The 22,617-nt window shown below is 57.3% G+C and carries 16 protein-coding genes; 10 read left to right on the top strand and 6 right to left on the bottom strand.

Annotated elements, in window-relative coordinates; all coding sequences use genetic code 11:
- Nucleotides 1-30: 30 nt before the first annotated feature.
- Nucleotides 31-1,290, top strand: a complete 1,260-nt coding sequence (gene entS / locus LC093_RS12660; protein WP_226665172.1) for an enterobactin transporter EntS — start codon at nucleotides 31-33, stop codon at nucleotides 1,288-1,290.
- 55 nt (nucleotides 1,291-1,345) lie between these two features.
- On the opposite strand, the gene LC093_RS12655 is transcribed toward entS, so the two are convergent.
- The 3 genes from LC093_RS12655 to LC093_RS12645 all read right to left on the bottom strand — a co-directional run bounded on the left by LC093_RS12655 (nucleotide 1,346) and on the right by LC093_RS12645 (nucleotide 3,174).
- Nucleotides 1,346-1,990: a hypothetical protein gene (locus LC093_RS12655; protein ID WP_226665170.1), complete on the bottom strand. Its 645-nt coding sequence runs from the start codon at nucleotides 1,988-1,990 to the stop codon at nucleotides 1,346-1,348.
- 202 nt (nucleotides 1,991-2,192) lie between these two features.
- A complete protein-coding gene (map, locus tag LC093_RS12650; protein WP_226665169.1) occupies nucleotides 2,193-2,975 on the bottom strand; it encodes a type I methionyl aminopeptidase in 783 nt (260 codons plus the stop codon).
- Complete coding sequence (locus tag LC093_RS12645) at nucleotides 2,968-3,174, bottom strand: ParD-like family protein (RefSeq protein ID WP_226665168.1); 207 nt, start codon at nucleotides 3,172-3,174, stop codon at nucleotides 2,968-2,970. The genes map and LC093_RS12645 overlap by 8 nt, the downstream gene beginning before the upstream one ends.
- A 167-nt stretch (nucleotides 3,175-3,341) precedes the next feature.
- On the opposite strand from LC093_RS12645, the gene LC093_RS12640 reads away from it, so the two are divergent.
- The gene (locus tag LC093_RS12640) at nucleotides 3,342-5,084 is read left to right on the top strand and encodes a phytoene desaturase family protein (protein WP_226665167.1); all 1,743 of its coding nucleotides are present in this window, start codon (nucleotides 3,342-3,344) and stop codon (nucleotides 5,082-5,084) included.
- A 10-nt stretch (nucleotides 5,085-5,094) separates the two neighbouring features.
- Nucleotides 5,095-5,901, top strand: coding sequence for a DODA-type extradiol aromatic ring-opening family dioxygenase (locus LC093_RS12635; RefSeq protein WP_226665166.1), 807 nt, complete (start codon nucleotides 5,095-5,097; stop codon nucleotides 5,899-5,901).
- Between the two features lie 82 nt (nucleotides 5,902-5,983).
- Here LC093_RS12635 and LC093_RS12630 read toward each other — a convergent pair whose 3' ends face one another.
- Together LC093_RS12630 and LC093_RS12625 are read right to left on the bottom strand one after the other, a co-directional pair.
- Nucleotides 5,984-7,285, bottom strand: a complete 1,302-nt coding sequence (locus tag LC093_RS12630) for an alkaline phosphatase (RefSeq protein WP_226665165.1) — start codon at nucleotides 7,283-7,285, stop codon at nucleotides 5,984-5,986.
- Between the two features lie 124 nt (nucleotides 7,286-7,409).
- Entirely contained in the window at nucleotides 7,410-10,154 is a 2,745-nt protein-coding gene (locus LC093_RS12625; protein WP_226665164.1) for a TonB-dependent receptor domain-containing protein, read from the bottom strand.
- A 326-nt stretch (nucleotides 10,155-10,480) separates the two neighbouring features.
- Between LC093_RS12625 and LC093_RS12620 the strand changes: the two genes are divergently transcribed.
- From LC093_RS12620 to LC093_RS12610, 3 genes are all read left to right on the top strand, one after another.
- Complete coding sequence (locus tag LC093_RS12620; RefSeq protein ID WP_226665162.1) at nucleotides 10,481-12,619, top strand: winged helix-turn-helix domain-containing protein; 2,139 nt, start codon at nucleotides 10,481-10,483, stop codon at nucleotides 12,617-12,619.
- Nucleotides 12,620-12,642: 23 nt separating this feature from the next.
- Complete coding sequence (locus tag LC093_RS12615; RefSeq protein ID WP_226665153.1) at nucleotides 12,643-13,305, top strand: RluA family pseudouridine synthase; 663 nt, start codon at nucleotides 12,643-12,645, stop codon at nucleotides 13,303-13,305.
- Nucleotides 13,306-13,442: 137 nt separating this feature from the next.
- On the top strand, nucleotides 13,443-13,901 hold the full coding sequence (locus tag LC093_RS12610) for a hypothetical protein (RefSeq protein ID WP_226665151.1): 459 nt from the start codon (nucleotides 13,443-13,445) through the stop codon (nucleotides 13,899-13,901).
- Nucleotides 13,902-13,997: 96 nt separating this feature from the next.
- Here LC093_RS12610 and LC093_RS12605 read toward each other — a convergent pair whose 3' ends face one another.
- Nucleotides 13,998-16,346: a Tex family protein gene (locus LC093_RS12605; RefSeq protein ID WP_226665150.1), complete on the bottom strand. Its 2,349-nt coding sequence runs from the start codon at nucleotides 16,344-16,346 to the stop codon at nucleotides 13,998-14,000.
- 314 nt (nucleotides 16,347-16,660) lie between these two features.
- Here LC093_RS12605 and LC093_RS12600 point away from each other — a divergent pair, with 314 nt between their 5' ends.
- The 4 genes from LC093_RS12600 to LC093_RS12585 all read left to right on the top strand — a co-directional run bounded on the left by LC093_RS12600 (nucleotide 16,661) and on the right by LC093_RS12585 (nucleotide 22,591).
- On the top strand, nucleotides 16,661-17,923 hold the full coding sequence (locus tag LC093_RS12600) for an efflux RND transporter periplasmic adaptor subunit (protein WP_226665149.1): 1,263 nt from the start codon (nucleotides 16,661-16,663) through the stop codon (nucleotides 17,921-17,923).
- Between the two features lie 2 nt (nucleotides 17,924-17,925).
- Nucleotides 17,926-21,060, top strand: coding sequence for an efflux RND transporter permease subunit (locus LC093_RS12595; RefSeq protein ID WP_226665148.1), 3,135 nt, complete (start codon nucleotides 17,926-17,928; stop codon nucleotides 21,058-21,060).
- Nucleotides 21,061-21,454: 394 nt separating this feature from the next.
- Nucleotides 21,455-22,192: a 16S rRNA (uracil(1498)-N(3))-methyltransferase gene (locus LC093_RS12590; protein ID WP_226665147.1), complete on the top strand. Its 738-nt coding sequence runs from the start codon at nucleotides 21,455-21,457 to the stop codon at nucleotides 22,190-22,192.
- A gap of 33 nt (nucleotides 22,193-22,225) precedes the next feature.
- Nucleotides 22,226-22,591, top strand: coding sequence for a hypothetical protein (locus LC093_RS12585; RefSeq protein WP_226665146.1), 366 nt, complete (start codon nucleotides 22,226-22,228; stop codon nucleotides 22,589-22,591).
- Nucleotides 22,592-22,617 lie beyond the last annotated feature (26 nt).

Genomic DNA, 22,617 nt, shown 5'->3' with positions numbered 1-22,617 from the left:
TTCGTAATAAAATTCACGATTAAGTTTGTTATGCCTAAGAAAAGTATTTTTGTGGATTTCAGTATCCTGAAATCCAACCGTCATTTTAGAAACGTGTTTATTGCGCGCACTATTTCACTGCTTGGCCTCGGTATGTTGTCGGTAGCGATTCCGCTGCAAACGTACCAGCTCACTAACGACAGTGTCCATGTCGGAATGGTGACGGCCGTCGAAGGCATCGGCCTTTTTGTCGGATTGCTGTGGGGGGGGGTGCTTGCCGATCAGTACGATCGCAAGAAGCTGATTTTATTTGCGCGCGCTACCTGCGGGTTCGGTTTTGTGGGGCTGGCGGTGAATGCCTGGTTGCCGGAGCCGCAGTTGTGGGCGATTTATGCGCTGGCGCTGTGGGATGGTTTTTTTGGCGCGTTGGGGGTGACGGCGCTGTTGGCGGCGATGCCGTTTATCGTGGGCCGTGAGCATTTGGTGCAGGCGCGGGCGGTGAGTATGGTGTCGATGCGCCTGGCCACGGTGATTTCGCCGGCGGTGGGCGGGGCGATTATTGCGGCGAGCCATGTGGGCTGGAATTATCTGGTGGCGGCACTTGGGACGGGATTGACGTTGATTCCGCTACTGGGCCTGCCGGCAATGCAGCCGCCGTCAATGGACACGAGGAATCCATTGCGGGCATTGGCTGATGGGGTGGGATTTGTGCTGCGCAATCGCGTTGTGCTCGGCGTGGTGGTGGTGGGTACGCTGGTGACGTTGACCACCGGGGTGCGGGTGTTGTTTCCCGCGTTGGTGGAAGCGGTATTTGCTGGCGGTGCATTTGAGTTGGGGCTGATTTATTCCGCTGTGCCGCTGGGAGCTACGCTGGGGGCCTTGCTGAGCGGCTGGGCGAGTCATGTACGGTGCCCGGGCAAGGTTATGTTGGGAGTCGCTATGGGGGCATTTGCGAGCTTGGCGCTGTTGGGGCTGAACACACATTTTGTGCCGGCGCTGATGTTGTTGGCGATGTTTGGCTATCTGGTTTCGATTTCGTCGCTGCTCCAGTACGGTCTGGTGCAGGAGGCAACACCGGATCACTACCTCGGTCGAATAAATGCGATCTGGACTGCGCAGGATGCGTCGGGGGATTCGGTGGGTAGCCTTGGGGCGGGGGCGCTTGGGCAGTGGTTGTCGGCGCTGGCCAGTGTATTTGCCATCGGCGCTGCCAGTCTGGTTGGCGCGCTTGTGATGTATCTGACATACCGCCGGTTGCCGCGGAGGGACCAAAAAACGGGGCGCTCGGAAGCGCCGCCGCTTACCGGTTAGCTGAAAGAGGGCTTTCAGGTCGGGGGTAAAACCCAACCCTTAAACCCAGGTACGGTCAAATGCGTTCGATTGCGTAGATGGCCCCTGATTCTTTCATTTCTTTCAGTTTTGCCGTGTCGATATAAATCGGCTGCTCTTGAAAATAGCTGTTATCCGCGGTTCTCTGTTTCCGAATATCTTTACGGACACCTTTGACTCGGTTGTAGCCCGTTTTGCTGACCTGGAGTTCTGCCTGGCCGGCATCGAGGCGGCTGATCTTCAGTAGGCCGTATTGAAAGTCTGGATCCGCGTCTTCGAATATTTCTGGAAGTCGCACGATGTAGAGATCATTGACCGCCGGCTGTTCGATATAAGCGAATTCTTGAGATTCATTGGTTGACACGGCAGCCGCGAGGAACAGGATTAAGCAGGCAATCAGAATCGTCCCGGAGAACATCGGGGCAATGTTTTTCTTGTTGAATACCTCGGACTTTATAATTTTTCCGAGATCTTTGGGAACTTCTTTGCCGATTAATGTGCGCTTGCAGTGGGTGCACTCCACACCGGCCTTTCTGGAGGTCGGGAAGGTTGGTATCCAATAGAGGTGGAAGTAGCGGATGATACCGAAGGTGAGAAATTTTTGGTTTTCACAATTCGGACATTCAATGCCCTCAATGATTTGACCTGGAACGGTTTTCCCCTTGGAACCAAAAAAAATCACAGTAATCTCCTTATTCTGTGTTTGCGGGTATAGGTAATCTGATACAGCTACTCTTGCCGATAAATTTCAGATTGCGCGGATCCTTTGCGCAAGTTCGTCGGCCAATTTCGGGTATGCTTGCTAAAACGCAGCGCTTTTCGCAATGTTACGCAGTTTCTCTGGTGCTGGTAAGCGGAAAAGTCGGTACGGTCGTGGCTATTTTCTAATTGGTACCCTTGTTTTCTTCCGCTCTCAGCGTAAGTACTTCATATCCATCGGCTGTGACCAGCACTGTATGCTCCCACTGGGCGGAAAGTTTTTTGTCTCGGGTGACAACGGTCCAGCCATCTTTTTTGACCTTCGTTTTGCGCGCGCCCTGATTGATCATCGGTTCAATGGTAAAGGTCATACCTTCGCACAGTACCGGGCCGGTGCCACGGCGACCGTAGTGCAATACCTGCGGGGCCTCGTGCATCTCGCGACCGATACCATGACCGCAGTATTCGCGTACCACGCTGTAACCGTTGCCTTCGGCATGGGCCTGGATTGCGTGGCCGATGTCGCCCAGCGTGCTGCCGGGGCGGACCAATTCGATGCCCCGCCACATGGCTTCATAGGTAGTGTCCACCAGCTTCCGGGCGGTATGGGATACCTCGCCCACCAGGTACATTTTGCTGGAGTCGGCGATAAAACCGTTCTTTTCCAGGGTAATGTCCAGGTTGACGATATCGCCGTCGTTGAGAATACCGCTATCACTGGGCATACCGTGACAGACGACCTCGTTAATGGAGGTGTTGAGACTATAGGGATAGTCGTACTGTCCCTTGCTGGCCGGACGTGCCTTCAGGGTGTTGACGATAAAGTCCTCAACCTGCCGGTCAATTTCCATCGTAGTCACACCGGGCGCGACGAATTCGTCCAGCATGGCGAAGACCTGGCTTAGAAGTTGGCCGGCTTCGCGCATCAGCGCCTGTTCCTGCGGCGTCTTTAACTGGATGTCATTCACGGATGAGTGCCTCCAGGGTTGGTGCCGGTTCTCGCAACAGCTTTTTGCACAGCTGGTTGTAACTCAGGTCCGGATTCAGCTCGGCGAGCATGCCCATGCGAATCCAGAATTCCGCCTGCGCATTGATCGAGCGTGACATCACGGCACTGGCCTGGCGTATTTCATCGTGCAGCGCATCGGAGACTTTGACTATACCCATTTTGCCTCTCGCGTTTTATGGGGTGGCGATAATATATGAAGTGTATACGTTTTATATATTTTTGCCACAGTCACAAGGTATCGCCGTGCGGTATCGGTATGCGTTGTATCTGGCTGTGACCGGAGCTATGGTGGCCGTATAACAATAGATAAAGCCTGAGGTCACCCATGAGCGAGAGCACAGAGGTATCAGCCCGGAGCACAGCGCCCAATAAGGCGCCCAACAAAGAGAATGGCAAGCCTGGCCACCTGCGTATTGGCCAACGCTACCGCCCCGGTCGCCTCAATGGCCCCTACGATGCCATTGTTGTCGGCTCTGGTATTGGAGGCTTAACCACGGCGGCAATGCTCAGCGCGGCGGGGCAGAAAGTACTGGTGCTTGAGCAGCATTACACCGCTGGCGGCTTTACCCACGCCTACGATCGCAACGGTTACGAGTGGGATGTGGGCATCCATTACATTGGGGATGTTGGCGAGCATCCCACAATGACCCGCAAACTGTTCGACTTCCTGTCCGGAGGTCAACTCAAATGGGCGCCGATGGACGAGACCTATGACCGTATCTGCCTCGGGAATGAAGCATACGATCTCAAAGCGGGGCGTGAGGCGTTCGTCGATGAGCTGGCGCGACGCTTCCCCAGTGAACGTCCGGCCATTGAAGCCTACTTGGAGCGGGTGCACGCAGTAGCCAAAACCATGCCGTTGGCCGCGCTGCAAAAACTGCTGCCTTCATGGTGCTCCCCCATCCTGAATACGGTCAACAAACTCCGTGCTCCACGCTACCTGAACAGGACCACCTACGAAGTTTTGCGAGAGCTGACGGATAACGAGCAGTTAATTGCCGTGTTGACCGGCCAGTGGGGCGACAATGGGATGACGCCCAAGACTGGCAGTTTCATCATTCACGCGCTGATCGCCAAACACTATCTCCATGGTGGTTTTTATCCCGTAGGTGGTGCGAGCAAAATTGCCGAAACCATTATTCCCCAGATCCAGAAGGGCGGGGGTGAGGTATTTACCTATGCCAGCGTTGATACTTTGCTGTTGGATGGCAAAAAGGTAACCGGGGTTAGGATGAGCGACGGCCAGGAAATTTTTGCTCCGGCGGTGATTTCCAATGCGGGTGTATTCAATACTTTTGAAAAGTTACTGCCGCAAAGTGCTTCGTATGCCGCGGGCTATCTACGCCAGTTGCGCAATGTAAAACCTTCGATGGGACATTTCTGCCTGTATATCGGTTTCAAGAAAACCGCCGTGGAACTGGGGTTGCCAAAAACCAATTACTGGCTGTATCCCAGTGCGGATTACGAAACGGATGTTTCTGCCTTTATGGCCGACAGCGATGCAGAAATACCGCTGGTTTATATTTCCTTTCCCTCGGCCAAAGACCCTACATTCAACGAACGCTATCCCGATCGCGCTACCATCGAGATAGTGGCGCCGGCAAAATATGAGTGGTTTGAACAGTGGAAAGGTGAAACCTGGGGTAAGCGGGGTGAAGAGTACGAAGCGATCAAGCAGCAATTCAGTCAGCGTCTACTGGAGCACCTGTATCGGCATTTCCCGCAACTGCGAGGGCAGGTGGATTACTGCGAGCTATCGACACCGCTGTCGACCCGCTATTTCTGCCGGTACCGCCGCGGGGAAATCTATGGGCTCGATCACAACCCGTCGCGCTTTGAGCAGGATTGGCTTCGCCCGAAAACTCGTATCAAGGGCTTGTACCTGACCGGACAGGACATCATGAGTTGCGGTGTGGCAGGCGCGATGTTTGGCGGTGTGCTGTGCGCGCAAAGCCTGCTCGGGTGGCGCAAGGGCGGCGCGCTATTGAAGCGAATCTTTATCGATCAGTCCTCGACTGGATCAAATGCCAACGAGGGTACCGCAGGACGCTGGCAAACCTCAGGGTAAAGGATTGGTAATGAGTGCAAATACATCTCCGGAAATATTATTCGCCTCCCACGGTGGTGGCCCGCTACCGCTATTGGGTGATCCCGGGCATAAAGAAATGGTCGATTGCCTGTCGAAAATTGCCGGCCGCCTGCGCAAGCCATCGGCGGTGTTGGTGATCAGCGCACATTGGGAGGAGGAAGCGCCGACGATCACGGCCGGTGCTGCGCCGCCGCTGATTTATGATTATTACGGGTTTCCCGATGAGTCGTATCGTATTCAGTATCCGTGTCCCGGGGAGCCGGCACTGGCGGGGGAGGTTCAATCCACTTTGCGCAGTGCCGGAATTGCTGCAGCACTGGATGAGACCCGAGGGTTTGACCACGGATTGTTTGTGCCTCTCAAAATATTATTTCCGCAAGCGGATATTCCCTGTGTGCAGTTATCCCTGAAAAATAACCTGGATGCGGCGGAGCACTGGGCAATCGGCGAAGCGCTGCGAAACCTGGATTGGGAAAACCTGTTGGTCATCGGTTCCGGGTTTTCCTTTCACAACATGCGCGCTTTCTTTGCGCCGGAAACATCCGAATCACAAGCTCAGAATACGGCTTTTGAACGGTGGCTTCAGGAAACCTGTACCAGTGAGGCGCTGGATGGAAATGAACGCAGGGACCGCCTTATTCATTGGGAGGGCGCGCCCGGTGCACGTTTTTGTCACCCGAGGGAGGAACACCTGCTGCCGTTGCATGTGTGTTGCGGCTTGGCGGGAGAGCGTCGGCCAGAGGCGTTTTTGCTGAATATTCTGGGAAAGCGGGCGAGTATGTATCTCTGGACGTGACGGTCTGAGTCGAGTGAAAAAACGCGCAGCCCGATGCATCATGCGTCGGACTGCGCAAACAACAATTGTCGTGACATGACAATTAGAGAGGTTTGCCATCCATGAGCGAGAGGATTCTTTGACTGATGGCGGTATTGTCCTGGAAACCGCGAAACAGCTCATGTCCCTTACCGGTAGCGAATACCTGAACGTCCACTGCATCGTGGCCGCTGGTGGTCCAGCCGGTGTTGGAATACTTACTGCTGATTTTTACCGTCGTTTCGTAGAGCGCGCGGCGGTCATTACGGTTTTCCTGTAATGCTGTCACATCCTGTGGCTGCAGCGCGTAGCCGAAACTTTCCTGCCAAAGTTTTTCCAGATCCGCGTCTTCGTTGATCAGACCGGTAAAGGCTGCGAGGCTGCGTTTCTGCTTAGATACTATATCGGTCTGCCAGCGATAATCTTTAGTGGCCGCGAGGCTTAATCCACCTGTGGAGTGATCGGCGGTAACGACCAGCAGCGTGTCCGGGTTGTCCTGAATAAATTTCTCCACCAACTCTATACTGCGCGCGAAATCGTCCATTTCGTGCATGGCACAGGCGATGTCGTTGGCGTGGCCGCACCAGTCGATCTGGCTGCCTTCGATCATCAGGAAAAACCCGGATTTATTGTCACTTTTTTGCAGCAGGTGCAGGGCCTGTTCGGTCATAGTGGACAGGCGGTGCGGTGTGTCGCTGTCGATGGCGCGCGGCAGCCCGGTGTCTGCGAACAGGCCGATGGCGGGCAATCGGGTCAGTTCCTGAAGTTGCTGGATGTTGTTGCCGCTCTGGTAACCGAAGCTTTCGAATTCCTGCACCAGATTGCGATCACTGCGCGCGAAATATTGCTGTCCGCCGCCAAGTAACAAATCGACCACCGGCCGGCCATCGATGGTGTTATCGATAAAGTGGTCGGCAATGGCGTCTTTGTTGCGGCGGGACTCGTTGTGGGCAACGAAGCTCGCGGGCGTTGCGTGGTTTATTTCTGAAGTGACGACGATGGCGGTGTCCTTGCCCTGGCGTTTGGCGTGCTTGAGCAGGGAATCGAGCGGCTGGTGTGCGGCGTCGATACCGATGGCGCCGTTGTAGGACTTGACTCCGGTGGCGAGGGCGGTCGCCGAGGCGGCCGAGTCAGTCACGTAGGTGTCGTCGTCTGGATAGGTGCTGGCGGTACCCACCAGCAACCGGTCAAATACGGTGGTTTCCACAGAGTCTGTTTGTGGATTGTCTTTGTAGTAGCGGTAGCCGGTCGTATAGGCCGGGCCCATACCGTCGCCGATCATAAAAACGACGTTGCGCGGTTTTGGCTGCGTTTGGCACGCCTGGCTGGCGAGACACAGCAGCAGCAACAGAGACAACTTTTTCATAGAGACTTCCGTAATACTTATTCGCCAGCGCTACCCAATTAATTTCGTGAAGCAAATAAATTGTGCCGGCCAATTGTGGAAATATTGAAAAGACGGGGCGGTGTGCCCGCCCCGTCGCAACCCATTACAGGTTGTGCTTGTAGCGCAGGTATACGGTGCGACCGATCACGTCGTAACCCAGCCAGTCCGCGTGGTACGGGAAGGAATTGCGATACACGTTGTACTCGTGGAACAGCGGCGGCAGTTCGTCCGTCACATTGTTCACGCCCAACGTTACGCGGCCATCCCAGGCAAACTCGTAGCTGGCATTAAGGTTGATGGTCTTGTAGGCATCCAGGGTGTCGTACGCGCGTTCTTCGGTACCGTCGGGGTATTCGAAGTAATCGTTACCCTTGGCTTTGCCGGTGTAGAAGTAGCTCAGGTTTACGGTGTACGCATCCTTGTGCCAGCTGACGCTGCTGTTGGCTTTCAGCTTCGGCGTGTAGAACAGCTCGGTCGCATCTTCCACTTCCCCACCTTCGTACTCTTGATAGAGTTTTTCCGCTACGTAGGAAGTCTCGAGCGAGAAATCCAGCATACCGAATTCGCCCAGGTCGAAGTCCTTGCTGAACTTGGCGTCGATACCGCGGGTGGATTCAAACGCGGCGTTGATTGGTCCCTTGCGCATGCACAGCAGGTTCGTAATGCCGTCGTCGACGGTGTAGATGTAGCCGAGGCCGCTGAACTGGTTACAGCCGGTGTAACTGCCAGTCATGTTGTAGTTCGGGTCGTCGATGATTTCCCGGTTGCTGACGCTGCGCACGGCACCGCGCAATTCGATTTCCCAAACATCCAGGGTCATCTCGATATCGTCGGTGGGTGTCCATACCAGGCCCAGGTTCCAGTAATCGCCTTTTTCCTCTTCCAGGTCGAGGTTGCCGGCGGAGTAGGAGTCATAGGGATCTTCGATGACTTCGCCAGTATCCAGGGTCAGATCAGCCGCTCCGAAGCCGAGGGTGTCACCGGCGTAGAGACGGTGCATATCCGGGGCACGGAAGCTCTTGCCCCAGCTACCGCGGATCAGCATGTCTTCGTACGGGTGATACATCAGGCCCACCTGCGGGGTAAAGGCGCCGCCCACGCTGGAGTCGTCGTTGTAGTGGTCGTAACGGGCCGCAGTGGACAGTTCCAGAGACTGGCCGCCGGCGCTGTCCAGCAGCGGAATTGCGAGTTCCAGTGCAACGGCGCTGCGCTGACGGTCGCCGCCACCATTGGTGCCACCCTGGCCGAGCAGGCCGCCACTTACGGTGTCTTCATCCTGTGAGTCGTCATAGCTTTCGCTGGCCCACTCGAACGAGGACGCGAACGCGATGGGGCCGGCGAAGCCTTCCATCAGGTCGCCAGACAGGGTTGCCATGAACTGGTTGATGGTCGCTTCGGAGTCAGTGACCGAAACATCCATGATCCGCGCGGCCTGTTCGTCGGTCAGCTTGTCCAGCGGGTACCACTTATCAGAAGCGGTATCGTTGGGGTCGAAGGTGATCATGTCCAGCAGCGCGGCGCCGTTCACCATGTGGTACTTCTTGCGGTCGTACAGGTTCAGGCCTGAGGTCCAGGAGATATCCAGGTCGTAATCGTCGAAGACCAGGCCGGAGGCGCCGGCAGTCAGCGCGTACTTCTGCACGGTGGACTTGTACATACGCTCGCCGGGGAAATCGACAAAACGGCGGCGAACCTGGAAGCGATGGTAGTCATCCATACCTTCCGGGGTATATGCCAGGCGGCCATCCACGGAATCCATGTAGATGTCTTCGCCGATGCCCTTGTCGGTTTTGAAGCGGTCAGAGGTCTTGTAGGAGCTTTGCAGGCTACCGAACAGAGTCCATTCTGCATTCAGCTCATACTCGGTGTTCACCACCAGGTTGATACGCTCGTCTGCCGGCAGTACACCTTCGGTGGCGTCGCTGTCGTAGTAGCACTCGTAAGACTGCTCGGGCAGGTAAACTGCACCTTTACCGAGGATATCGTTGCACACGGCCTCGCTGGCGTAGTTGCGGGATTCGCCGAATACCTCATCGTAATCGCGCAGATAGGCTGCGGTGCTCGAAGGGCTGTCAGTGTGGTCCGGGCCGTTGCCCCAGGCCAGCTCGCCGTCTTCGTTGGTGTAGTATTCCGGGGAGTACAGGAAGTCGCGGTCGCGGTTCAGCAGCTCCTCAACTTTTTTGTATTCCACCATCACCATGGTGTTGGACTTTTCGGTAGTGAAGCCTTGGGAGAAGGCGATGTCGGTCTGCTCGTAGCCACCCTGTTCGGGGGCGGTGTAGCGGACGTCGAGCTCGGAACCTTCGTAGCCTTTTTTCAGGATGATGTTCACTACACCGCCGATCGCGTCGGAACCGTAGATGGCCGAGGCGCCGCCGGTAAGGATCTCGATGCGCTCTACTGCACTGGCGGGGATATCGGAAACGTCGGTGAAGTTGGTGGAGCCGCCGTAAGCGGTGGGGAAGGACGCCTGGCGGCGGCCGTTGACCAGGATCAGAGTCCGGTTGACCCCCATGCCGCGCAGGTTCACCGAGCTGGCGCTCTCTACGTAGGAACCGTCAGCGGTAAAGTTGACCCCGGAGTTCGCCGTTGAAGTCTGCAGTACTTCCGTGATGGTGTTGAGGCCGCTGGCCTCGATGTCCACCGCAGAAATCACCTGTACCGGGGCTACGCCCTCCAGGTCGATTCGCTTGATGCGGGAGCCGGTAACCTCAACCCGCTCCAAAAGGTTCTCTTCTGCTGCGGGAGCGGCAGCGCCTGCTTCCTGCAGGGCGGCGTTGGCTGGGATGGTGCCCAGGGCACCGGATACGCTGAGACCGATCATCAGCGCGAGCTTGTTCGCTTTCAAAGTGTTTGCCCCTAAAGTTTGTTGCCTGGTTGTTATTTGTCTGCCATCGAATGGATCGACTGTCTGGCCGCTGGGAAAACGGGCGCCTCAGAGCGACGATCAGATGGGAATGACTTTTTATGTGATGGGCAGAAAAGAGGACAAGAAGAGGGGGGTCTTTAAGTGTCTGCGCAAACTCTATTAATATCTTTTGGTCAAAAATCAATTAGTTACACACTTTTATGGTTTTATTCCCGGTTTTGCCTTCAGGGGCATTGGGTATAATTCCTGCCCAAATATCGCGACTATGACAATAAGGATGGGGTGACTTGGAAAGGGGTGAACCAGTGACCAGCAATGTGGAATACGATATCGGCTGCGTCCGGGTAAACCTGGAGGAGCAGAGCGTTTCCCATGGCGAGCAGCGTCTGGAGCTGTCCCAGAAGAAATATTTTGATGTACTTCAGTGCCTGGTGGAGCAGTATCCAAACTGGGTAACCCGCGAGCAGCTGATCGAGCTGGTCTGGGGGGGGAACCACTTTGTCGGCGACAAGGCGATCAACAACGCCATCTGGCATATCCGCAAAGCACTGGCGGAAGTGGATCCGGATGTCCAATATGTGGTCACAAAACGGGGGCACGGTTATCGCCTGGCGGTAGAGCCTGTCCAGCGAGTCCCTGAAGCCAATTCAGAACAGGGCCGCAGTCTGCCAGCCACAAGGTGGCTGGGGCTTGGTCTGAGTGTTGCGGTGCTCTTTCCAATGGCGTGGTTTGCGGTTCAGGCCCTTGTCGCAGGCTCCCCACCGGTTAACACGGTTTCCTCTATTACGCGCCTGACCAACTACCCGGGCAGTGAATTTACCCCGATTGTCGATTTTGACCGCAACTGGGTGGCGTTTACCTGGGCGCGCCCGAATCAGAGCCCCGACCTCTATATCCGCCCGTTGAAAAGTGATGCACCGCCAAAGCAGCTGACTTTTACCGAGCAGAGCGAATACGGTCCGGTATGGGCCGCGGATGGAGCGGGTCTCTATTATGTTGAGCGGGACAAATCACAGCACACATGTGCGGTGAAGCACCTCGATCTCGCGACACTGACACGCAAGCCGATTACCGACTGTTATTACGACCTGAATACTCACCTTGCGATTCACCCATCTGGCTCCCCGCTGGCGGTCAATAAAATTGGACCGGGTATTCAGAACAGCGGTGTTTACCTGGTAGACCTGGATGACAGCGATGTCTTTTCCGCGGCGGATGCCGAAGGACTGCCCGAAACCCGCCTGTCATGCGGGGATGAGTGCCGCTACGCTGACCGCGATATGGCTTTTTCCAATGACGGATCCCGTATCGCCCTGACCCGCCGTACTGACCTCCTGTCGGAGAACATATTTGTACGCGACCTGGCGACGGGTGAAGAGCAGCAACTCACCAGCGCGGAAAGTGATATCAAGGGGCTGGCGTGGTCCCGCAAGGACGACCGCATCGTCTACGCCAGTGAAGTGGCGGGAAAACGCGTGACGCAGATGGTGGATTTACAGTCGGGGAAGATCGCTCCACTGGCATTGCCCGGTATTAGCAGTATCAACCCGGTACCCGGCAGCGACGCCTTTGTATTTGGCGCAGGCAATACGGATACCTACATCAGCTACCTGGACCTGGAGGGGGACCTGAAGGCCGCTATCCCCTTATTGCAGGCGAACTTCGACCAGGGCAATGCTCATTATTCCACCCAGCACCAAAAGCTGGTGTATTGCTCGAACGAGTCTGGGGCTATGGAGCTCTGGGTCAGCAATCTGGATGGCAGCCAGCGTGAGCGTCTCACCAACCTCAAGAGCGAGGTGAAAATGCCGCGCTGGTCCAATAACGGTGAGCGCATTGCATTTATTGCCGCCGATTCTTCTGCGGCGGGCAGTCAGCTGCTGGTCATTGATTTCGCAACCCGCGAAGTGCAGAAAGTGCAGCCAAAACACCATGATTATCGCCGCCCGGTCTGGTCGGAAGACGATAGCCATCTGTACGCGGCAGTGTCCGATGGCCAGGGCTACCAGACTTACCAGTTTGATCTGGACGCGGGCACAGGCCTGCCAATCGCAGACATGCCGGTATTGAAGCTACGGCCTATTGGCAAAGGCGAGGTTCTATTTACCCAGGCTGTGGGCAGTGGCTTGTGGCGGGCGGAAATCGACCCCAGTGTCCCCGAGCTAAAAAATCCGCGCGAGATACTGCCTGGCGATCAGTTTTCCCCGCTCTACAACTGGGATGCCCATCGGGATCAGGTGTATTTTCACCTGAATGCGGATTTACACAGTAAAGTCATGAAACTGAATTTATCCACCGGCGAGATATCCGGCCTGGCGCTGTTGCCCCGGGACTCCCTGGATAAGTTTGGGGAGTTCAGTTATATCCCGGAAAAGAATTGGCTGCTGTTTACCCAGATGGAACCCTACCAGTCCGATATTTACCAGTTCCAACTCAATGACTGAGCCCGGTCGAATGCGAATATATCGTGCGCCCCTATAACCCACCGGCGGATCCCCGCCTCTCCGTCATTTATGTCGATGATGCCCTGCTGGTGCTGAACAAGCCCAGCGGGCTGCTTTCTGTTCCGGGCCGCGATCCCGCCCACCGCGACAGCCTTGCCAGCCGCGCGCAGGAAGCGTATGCCGACGCGTTAATCGTGCACCGCCTGGATATGGATACCTCGGGGCTGGTGGTCATGGCACGGGGGGCAGATATGCACCGCAAGCTCAGTGCTCTGTTTCAGCAGCGTGCTGTGGATAAAACCTATCTGGCGCGGGTATGGGGCGAGCTGGAGCAGGATAGTGGCGAGGTGGATCTGCCCCTGATTTGCGATTGGCCAAACAGGCCGCGGCAGAAGGTGGATTTGGAGGTGGGCAAGCCTTCGCTCACACGCTGGAAGAAGTTATCCACAGACGGAAAGACGAGCTTGCTGGAGCTAACCCCGATCACCGGCCGCTCGCACCAGTTGCGGGTGCACATGCAGGCCATGGGGCACCCCATTCTTGGCGATCCATTCTATGCCCACCCCGAGGCGCTGGCTGCCGCATCGAGGCTGTTACTGCACGCGACCGAGCTGGCTTTTGAACATCCGCTGTCCGGTCAACGGATGGCGTTTTCATCTCCCGCCGCCGCGGAATTCGAACTTTAGCCGACCGCCTGGTTTGCCACAACGGCTCACAGAACACAGGTGTTTAACTGGCGTCTCGGAAAGTGGGGGGACACATCTGTGTAGCCTGGATACCTGCTAGGCTCTTTGGCGTTGCCCAGTAAAAGTTCGAGGATCACATGTTGCGCCCATTGCTCTGTATAGGCGCCTGCCTGTGGAGCCTTCCCGGCTGGGGGGGCGTGCTCGCCGAGGGTCGCAGCTCGGTCACTCATGACGCCACGATTGAAGCCGGTGGGCGTATGTACACGATCTATAGGGGGCAGGAGGCCTGCGCGAAATCTCCGTCAATTACACAGCTGGAAGTGGACCCTGATGAGATTCGAGTACGCGTGGGCGATGCCTGGCAGCCGGACCAGCTGGTTGTGCGCGCATTTGATGCGCAGAACCGGTTTGTACCGGGCGCGCCGCTGGTGGTCAGTCTGTATGAAGATCCGGAATTGGTGGATACGCGGGGAGCGGAAAGTAAAGTGCGGGGAATAAAAGCTGGCAGCCTGCGGCTCATGGTTCACGGGTATTGCAGTGGCGTGCCGGGGCTGGCGGAAGCGACGGTAGAGATTCCGTTTATTGTTGTCGAGTAGGGGCTTGTTGTAGGAGCCTGCTCGCAGGCGAAGGAATATTCCCAGGCAAAAGATGGGCGGCCACTGGCCGCCCATTTTCGTTTGCGGGATCCAGGCTTATTTCTTGCCCTTCATCGCCGCTGCCAGCAGGTCGCCCATGCTGCCGCGGCCGCCATTGCCGCCGCCCTGTTGCTGGCGATTCTTGTTGTTGTGGCGCTGCGCCTGGCGGCTCTCGCGGTGGTCGCCTTTTTTGACGCCGCCGCTGCCCTGTTCGCCGGGCTCGTCAGACATACGCATGGACAGGCCGATACGCTTGCGCGCTACGTCCACTTCCATCACTTTGACTTTGACGATGTCGTTCGCCTTGACCACTTCGTGCGGGTCTTTCACGAATTTCTCAGACAGTGCAGAGATGTGCACCAGGCCGTCCTGGTGTACGCCGATATCCACAAACGCACCGAAGTTGGTGACGTTGGTGACGGTACCTTCGAGCACCATGCCCGGGCGCAGGTCCTTGATCTCTTCCACGCCGTCTTCGAACTTGGCGGTGCGGAATTCCGGGCGCGGGTCGCGGCCGGGTTTTTCCAGTTCGGCGATGATGTCTTTTACCGTGGGCAGACCGAATTTGTCATCGGTGTAATCCGCCGGGTTCAGACTGCGCAGGAAACCGGAGTCGCCAATCAGGCCGTTGATCTCGCGGCCGTTTTTCTCTGCGATGCGTTTCACCACGATATAGGACTCCGGGTGCACACCGGATTTATCCAGGGGGTCTTCACCGTTGTTGATACGCAGGAAGCCCGCCGCCTGTTCGAATGCCTTGGGGCCGAGGCGCGGAACTTCTTTCAGCTGCGCACGGCTCTTGAAAGCACCGTTCTGGTCGCGGTAGGTGACGATGTTGTTGGCGATGGACTGGCTGAGGCCGGACACGCGCGCCAGCAGCGGTGCGGATGCGGAGTTCAGCTCGGCGCCGACACCGTTTACACAGTCTTCCACCACCGCGTCGAGGGAACGCGCCAGCTGGGTCTGGGATACGTCGTGCTGGTACTGGCCAACACCGATGGATTTGGGGTCGATCTTCACCAGCTCGGCCAGCGGATCCTGTAATCGGCGGGCGATGGAGATGGCACCGCGGATGGTTACGTCCAGATCCGGGAACTCGCGCGCGGCGAATTCAGAGGCGGAGTACACGGAGGCGCCGGCCTCGTTCACCATTACCTTTTGCGCGGTGAGCTTGTATTGCTTGATGGTATCGCCGACAAACTTGTCGGTTTCGCGGCTCGCGGTGCCGTTACCGATGGCAATCAGGCCAACGTCGTACTTGTTGCAGAAAGCGGCGATCACCGCGGCGGATTCCTGAATGCGGTTCTGCGGCGGGGTGGGGTAGATGGCGGTGTGATCCAGCACCTTGCCGGTGGCGTCCACCACGGCCACTTTCACGCCGGTACGCAGGCCCGGATCGAGGCCGATGGTGGCTTTCTGGCCAGCTGGCGCTGCCAGGAGCAGGTCTTTCAGGTTGCGGGAGAAGACTTTGATGGCCTCTTCCTCTGCCATTTCGCGCAGCTGGCCCAGCAGGTCGGTTTCCAGGCTGGTGAGCAGTTTGATACGCCAGGTCCAGCGCACCACTTCACCCAGCCACTTGTCGGCCGGACGGCCCAGGTCTTCGATTTCCACATGGCGGGCGATCATGGCCTCGCAGGGGTGGCCCTGGGTTGGCGTGCGTTCTTCATCGCCTTCCAGGCCCAGGTTGATGGCCAGGATGCCTTCGTTGCGGCCACGGAAAATGGCCAGTGCGCGGTGGCTCGGAACCTTGGAGAAGGGCTCGGAGTATTCGAAGTAGTCGCGGAACTTCGCGCCTTCTTCTTCCTTGCCATCCAGCAGCTTGGACTTAACGAGACCGTCGCGGTGCAGGAAATCGCGCAGCTTGCCCAGCAGCTCGGCGTCTTCGGCAAAGCGCTCCATCAGGATGAACTTGGCACCGTCGAGGGCGGCCTTGATGTCTTTTACATGCAGGGCGGCGTCTTCGTTGTCGCTGTTGAGGTACTTCTGTGCCTCTTCTTCCGGATTCAGGCTCGGGTTGCCGAAGAGGGCGTCGGCCAGCGGCTCAAGGCCGGCCTCAATGGCGATCTGGCCTTTGGTGCGGCGCTTGGGCTTGTAGGGTAGGTAGAGGTCTTCGAGGCGGTTCTTGGTATCGGCTGCATTGATCTGTTCAGCCAGTTCGGGCGTAAGTTTACCCTGCTCGTCGATACTTTTAAGGATCGCGGCGCGGCGCTCCTCCATCTCGCGCAGGTAACGCAGGCGATCTTCCAGGGTACGCAGCTGGGTGTCGTCGAGCTCACCGGTCACTTCCTTCCGGTAGCGGGAAATAAACGGCACGGTGGCGCCTTCGTCCAGCAATCCCACGGCAGCGGCCACCTGTTGTGGGCGCACATTGAGTTCTTCGGCGATACGGGCGTTGATATCCAACATCTTGTTATTTACATCCTCGGTAAATCTCTGGCCGCCTGCTGCACGAAAAAATGACGTGGCTTTTGTTGGCTGCGGCGATCGGGTTCGAGCAAAAAATGTCCAACACAGGTGCTGGGCGGTGTAAAAAGTGGCGGCCATTATGGGCCAAGCGGCGGCGGTCACCAACATTGACAGCGAACGGGAAACACTGCCCGTAACTGTCGTTTGCGCTCAGGCGCATCTGGCTGCGACAACTTGCATCCAAGGACAGTTCAATTGGCGTCGAACTTCAGTAGAATGCTCGACTAGTTAAATTTTGATCAACGGAAGCGTCAGTGAAACCTTCAAGAAGCAAAAATAAAGTTTTAGGGATCGTTGTTCTCGTAGGCGTTGCTGCAGTGGTTGCAGTTAGTGCTCTGGCTCCAAAGCCAGAGGAAAAAGTTTCCGAGGCAGCGCTGCCGCCCATGGCCGATGTCCTCTACGCCGAGCCGGGCCGCCACACATTGCTGGTGCCCAGTCAGGGTTCCGTACATGCGCGCCACGAAATTGAAGTGGTGGCCCGTGTTGGTGGAGTCATCGAGAGCGTCAGTGACGCCTTCGTCCCCGGTGGCTTTTTCCAGCAGGGGGATTCACTGATCCAGATCGAACCGGCGGACTACCGCCACGCATTGACCCGTACCGAATCCCAGGTCGCCAATGCCGCTGCAACCCTGGCCCAGGAGCAGGGAGTGGCCAAGCAGGCCAAGCGCGAGTGGCGCGACCTGGGCACCAAAACCGCCAACGACCTGTTCCTGCGCAAACCGCAGTTGGCCGCCGCGGAAGCCGGATTGGCAGCGGCCAAAGCCGATCGCGACCAGGCCAGGCTGGATCTGGAGCGCACCGCGGTCAAGGCCCCGTTTGCCGGTCGCGTCGTGGAAACTCTGGTGGACCTGGGGCAGTACGTGACCGCAGGTACCAAGTTGGCAAGTATTCACAGTGTGGGTGTGGCGGAAGTGCGCCTGCCCCTGACTGACCATCAGCTGTCTTTGCTGCAATTGCCGTTGGGCCGCGGGATTGAAAACGGCCCGGCCGTACGCTTCTCGGCCAACCTCGCCGGTGCCGAGCGTGAATGGCGCGGCCAGATCGTGCGCACCGAGGCGGCGATCGATCCGAACAGCCGCTTTATCTATGCCGTGGCACAGGTTCAAAACCCCTACCAGGGCGAAGTACCCCTGATCAATGGCCTGTTTGTTGAAGCGCAGATTGCTGGTAAGACCTACGACGATATCACTCTGTTGCCGCGCCAGGCGTTGCATGAGAGTGATCACATCCTGGTGCTGAACGAAGAAAACCAGCTCGGCTTCAAAAAGGTAGAGCTGCTTCAGGCTGTGGGTGACCAGGTGTGGCTGCGCGGCGATATCGCCAGTGGTGAGAAAGTGGTTGTTTCCAGCCTGGGTTACTCCCGCGAGGGCATGGTGCTCAGCCCCAATCCGTTGAACGAGAAACCCTCAGGGCTGATCTTTGGTGACAGCAATACCGGGGAAAGCGCCGAGGACGAAGCCGAAGTCGCTGAAGAGTCCACCGGGTCTTCCACCGCGTCAGCCAAAGGAGCCTTCTGATCATGCAGGGCATCATTGGATGGTTCGTTCGCAACGGCAAGGGCGCCAATCTGCTGATGATCATGATCATCATCGGTGGCCTGTTCGGTATCTCTCATGTCGGTCGTGAGGTGTTTCCGGCCATTAACCCGGGTGTGGTGAAAGTCGATATCAGTTACCCCGGTGCTGGGCCCGCGGAAGTCGAGCAGCAGGTGACCCTGCGGGTAGAGCAGGCCATTTCCGAAGTAAAAGGCATCAAGGAAATCAACTCCTGGTCCGCGCGCAGCCACAGTACGGTGCGTATTCAGGCAGTAGATGGTTATGACGAGTTGCGCCTGCTGAACGACATCAAGGTGCAGGTGGATTCCGTCAACACCTTCCCGTCCGATATCGAACGCCCGGTCGTTGCGCTGGAGGAGTGGGAGCAGCAGATGATGATGATCGCCATTGGCGGTCCCGTCTCTCCGCGCCAGCTCAAGGACACGGCTCTGGATCTCCGCGACAAGCTGATGCTACTGCCGGGCGTGCGCCGGGTGGATGTATGGGGCGATCGCGATGACGAGGTCTCGATCGAGGTCTCCGAGGTCAACCTGCGTCGTTACAACCTTTCTTTCGATGACGTCGCCAGCGCAGTACGCCGTTCCTCGCTGGACCTGCCGGCGGGTATGGTGCGTTCCGAGCGCGGTGACATTCAGGTACAGACACGCGGCCAGGCCTACAACGCGGATGATTTCGCTCGTATCCCGCTGGTGAGCCGCAAAGATGGTACCCGGCTGCTACTGGGGGATGTTGCCCAGATCAATGACGGCTTTGAGGAAGAAGGGTCGATTATCCGCTTCAATGGCTCGCCAGCCATGAACCTGCGGGTGATGCAGGGCGAACCACTGGATGTGGTGGCGACTGCAGAGGCGATTAACAAGTTCATGGCCGAGGCGCGGGAAACCCTGCCACCGGGTATGCAGTTCGAAACCTGGTTCGATTTTTCCGAGGCCTATGAAAGCCGCATGAGTATGCTGTTCTGGAACGCCGTGGGCGGTCTGGCGCTGGTATTCGTGCTGCTGATGCTGTTCCTGCGCCCGGCGCTGGCGGTTTGGGTGACCATCGGTATTGCTACCGCATTCCTCGGTGCCTTCTGGTTACTGCCGATCACCGGTGTCACCCTGAACATGCTCTCCCTGTTCGCATTCCTGATGATTCTCGGGATTGTGGTGGACGATGCGATTATCGTCGGCGAGGCGGTGCACGCCGCCCATGACCGTGGCATTACCGGCCTCAAGGCCGCAGAAGAAGGTGTGAAAAACGTATCCGCGCCGGTGATTTTCGCTGTGGTGTCGACGATGGTGTTCTTCGTGCCGATGCTGTTCCTGCCCGGTGCCACTTCGCAGATGATGATGGCACTGCCGGTGGTGGTGCTGCTGAGCCTGAGTTTCTCCCTGGTTGAATCGCTGCTGATCCTGCCGGCGCACCTGGTGCACCTGAAGCCGGAACAGCCAGCCACCTCGGGTATTGGGCGCAAGCTGCAGAATATCCGCGGCAAGTTCGCCTCCGGTATGAAAGTGGCTGGCGACAAGTACTACATGCCGCTACTGGAGAAATCCCTGAGCAACAGCCGCGCTACGGTGATGATCTTCTTCATGGCTCTGGTGCTGTCTATTGCCGTATTCAAGGGTGGCTATATCGGTACCGCCTTCTCGCCGGAAGTGCCCTCCGATTTGCTGCAACTGAGAACCACCATGGCGCAGGGGGAGTCCTTCGAAGAAAGCCGCAGGGTGCTGGAGAAGTTCGAGCGCGCCGGTGAGATGCTGGCGAAAGACCCCGAGATGCTGGCACTGAACGGCGGAGAGGACTTCGTACAGAACACGATGGTGTTCCTGTACCGTGGCAACGTGAATGTGATGCTGCAGCTCACCGATGGCGAGTTCCGTGACGTGACCTCGGAGCAGTTGGCGATCAAGTGGCGCGAGTACATTGGCGAGTTGCCCGCGAGTGTTGAGGAAATGAATATCCAGCACACCATCAATGATGGTGGCAAGGGTATGTCCCTGAACCTCAGTACCTCGTCGGGCAAAATGGACGAGCTGCGTCGTGCGGCCGATGCCGTCAAGAACGAGCTGGATAGCTTTGCCGGGGTGTATGACGTCCGCGACAACCTGATCAGCGCGCGCCAGGATATCGAAATCCAGCTCAAGCCCCACGCCACCAACATGGGCATCGGCCTGGCAGATGTTGCCAAGCAGGTACGCCAGGGCTTCTATGGCGAAGAGGTCCAACGTATTCCCCGCGGTCGCGAGGATGTGCGTGTGATGGTGCGCTATCCAAAGGAAGAGCGTGCCAACGAAGACCAGATCGACCGTATTCGTGTGCGCACCAGCGAAGGGGAGGTTCCTTTCAGTGCCGTGGCTGAAGCCGTATATGTACCTGGCTATACCACTATCCGTCGCAATGACCGCGAGCGTACGGTACAGATTACAGCAGAGTTGATTCCGGGGACTTCGCCGGCGCACGAGATTCTGAAAGAGCTGCGGGATAAAAACCTGAAAAAATGGGAAGCGCAGTTCCCGGGCTTCAGTCTCAAGACGGCCGGCGAAATGCAGGAAGAGGAGGAGTTCGGTTCCGCGATCCTGTCGTTCTTCATCCTGTCGCTGTTTGCGATCTACGCGCTGCTGGCGATTGCATTCCGCTCCTATTCCCAGCCGTTGCTGATTCTCACCGCGATTCCCTTTGGATTCTTCGGTGCGATCCTGGGACACCTGTTGATGGGATATAACATCAGCATCATGTCGATGCTCGGTTTCCTGGCGGCTGCGGGCGTGGTAGTGAACGACAACCTGGTATTGATGGACCGTATCAATCAGCTGCGTGCCGAGGGCATGGCGGTGATGGATGCGGTGGTGCAGGCCGGTCGTGACCGTTTCCGCCCGATCATCCTGACGTCCATTACCACGTTTGTGGGCCTGGTACCGATCATGTTCGAGCGCTCGATCCAGGCGCAGTTCCTGATCCCGATGGTGGTGAGCCTGGCATTCGGCGTACTGTGTGCGACTTTCGTGACCCTGGTGCTGGTACCGAACCTGTACAAGGTGATCGAGACACTGCGTATCAAGGTGAAAGGCGACAAGATCCACGACGAGCTGCCGGTGAGTTTCGAGAAGGTCTGATTGTGTAGCGTGCCATCGGCTGGCCCGGTGGCGCGCCCTTATCGAGCCGGGGTAATCCGGTACTCAACAACCTGTCGGCAATCGTTTCGCACCGAATCACCCCGGCCCGATAAGGGCGCTTTGCATCTGGCTTTCGTATTTATTGGCAACGCGCCAAGTGCTTACGAAGTGATTTAGTTGAATTGAAGGTGGAGTGCCGGGGATTCGTTTTCAAAAGCGTCGCAAACAGGATGTTTGCGCCGCAGCGCCCAGGGATGGGTTCACCGCGGTTTTGAAAACGAATCCACGGCGCGCCACCGCCACTGTGCTCTGAACAAGGCACTTCCGGCCTACAACTTCTTCTCCGCCTGTATTACCCTTCACGCAATCTTGTTTCCGTATTCAGGACTAATCATTGCGTATTCCCCGTATCTTCTCCGCCGAAGCACTGGCGGGTAAATCCGAGGTCCAACTGGACGAAGCCGCCTCCCGCCATCTGGTCAAGGTCCTGCGTTTGGGGCCGGGCCGCCCGTTAATCCTCTTTGATGGCGAGGGCGGTGAGTACTCCGCGGAATTACTGGAAGCGGGCAAGAAAGTGCGGGTGAGTATCAGTGACTTCTCGGCGGACGACCGCCAGTCGCCGCTGGCGATTACCCTGGCCATTGGTATTTCCCGTGGGGACCGTTTCGACTGGGTGATCCAGAAGGCCACTGAGCTGGGGGTGACGGATATCCAGCCATTGTTTACCGAGCGCTGTGAGGTCAAGCTGTCTGGGGAGCGCCTGCAGAAAAAACTTGGGCAGTGGCAGCAGATCGCCGTTAGCGCCTGTGAGCAGTCGGCGCGCAACCGGGTGCCGCAGATTCTGGAACCGGTGAAGTTCCCGCAGTTTCTTGATCGTGCCGGTGATGACACAATGAACCTTGTACTGCATCACCGTACCGAAGAAACACTGCCGCAGCTTGAACAGAAACTCGGGCGTCCACAGTCAGCGCTGTTGTTGGTTGGGCCGGAAGGCGGCCTTTCCGCGGAGGAAATCGAGCTCGCGTTAAACCGCGGATTCCATCCGCTGCGGCTGGGGCCGAGGGTGCTGCGCACGGAGACCGCACCGGTTGCCGCTTTGTCGGTCTTGCAGTTTCAATGGGGTGATTTCTAGCCCCGCACTCTCGTCACTCAAAGGGATTTCATCATGGTCAAAACCATTGTCTGGCTGTTGGGCGTCGCGGTGACCGCGATGTCGATTATCGTGATCCTCAAGCCGCAAGTCGCACGCGATTTTTCTGAGCGCATGAACCCGCAGATGTATTACTTTGGCGCCTGGGCCCGGGTCGTCATCGGCATTGTGTTCCTGTTGGTATCGGACACCCGCAGTTGGTCAACGCTGTTCAATGTGCTGGGTATTTTCCTGGTGGTGATCGGCGCCTATGCGTTGCAGATGGGGTATGAGCGCACGCGGGAGCTGGTGTTGAGAATCGTGCACGGCGACGAAAACCTGCTGCGAGTCGCGGGAGCCGTGGGTGTATTGGTTGGAATACTGCTAATTTCCGCCAGCTGAGTGATCCAGCTGAGTGATATAGGATC

The sequence above is a fragment of the Microbulbifer aggregans genome, assembly GCF_020524005.1.
Lineage (GTDB): Bacteria > Pseudomonadota > Gammaproteobacteria > Pseudomonadales > Cellvibrionaceae > Microbulbifer > Microbulbifer aggregans_A.
Note: the sequence above shows the minus strand (reverse complement) of the source record. Positions and strands in the feature narration are given on the sequence as shown.

What these genes read in the sequence shown, in the direction of transcription:
- LC093_RS12605 (WP_226665150.1), bottom strand. Translation starts at nt 16,346, where the DNA reads ATGTTGGATATCAACGCCCGTATCGCCGAAGAACTCAATGTGCGCCCA.
- entS (WP_226665172.1), top strand. Translation starts at nt 31, where the DNA reads ATGCCTAAGAAAAGTATTTTTGTGGATTTCAGTATCCTGAAATCCAAC.
- LC093_RS12635 (WP_226665166.1), top strand. Translation starts at nt 5,095, where the DNA reads ATGAGTGCAAATACATCTCCGGAAATATTATTCGCCTCCCACGGTGGT.
- LC093_RS12585 (WP_226665146.1), top strand. Translation starts at nt 22,226, where the DNA reads ATGGTCAAAACCATTGTCTGGCTGTTGGGCGTCGCGGTGACCGCGATG.
- LC093_RS12610 (WP_226665151.1), top strand. Translation starts at nt 13,443, where the DNA reads ATGTTGCGCCCATTGCTCTGTATAGGCGCCTGCCTGTGGAGCCTTCCC.
- LC093_RS12640 (WP_226665167.1), top strand. Translation starts at nt 3,342, where the DNA reads ATGAGCGAGAGCACAGAGGTATCAGCCCGGAGCACAGCGCCCAATAAG.
- LC093_RS12595 (WP_226665148.1), top strand. Translation starts at nt 17,926, where the DNA reads ATGCAGGGCATCATTGGATGGTTCGTTCGCAACGGCAAGGGCGCCAAT.
- LC093_RS12645 (WP_226665168.1), bottom strand. Translation starts at nt 3,174, where the DNA reads ATGGGTATAGTCAAAGTCTCCGATGCGCTGCACGATGAAATACGCCAG.
- LC093_RS12630 (WP_226665165.1), bottom strand. Translation starts at nt 7,285, where the DNA reads ATGAAAAAGTTGTCTCTGTTGCTGCTGCTGTGTCTCGCCAGCCAGGCG.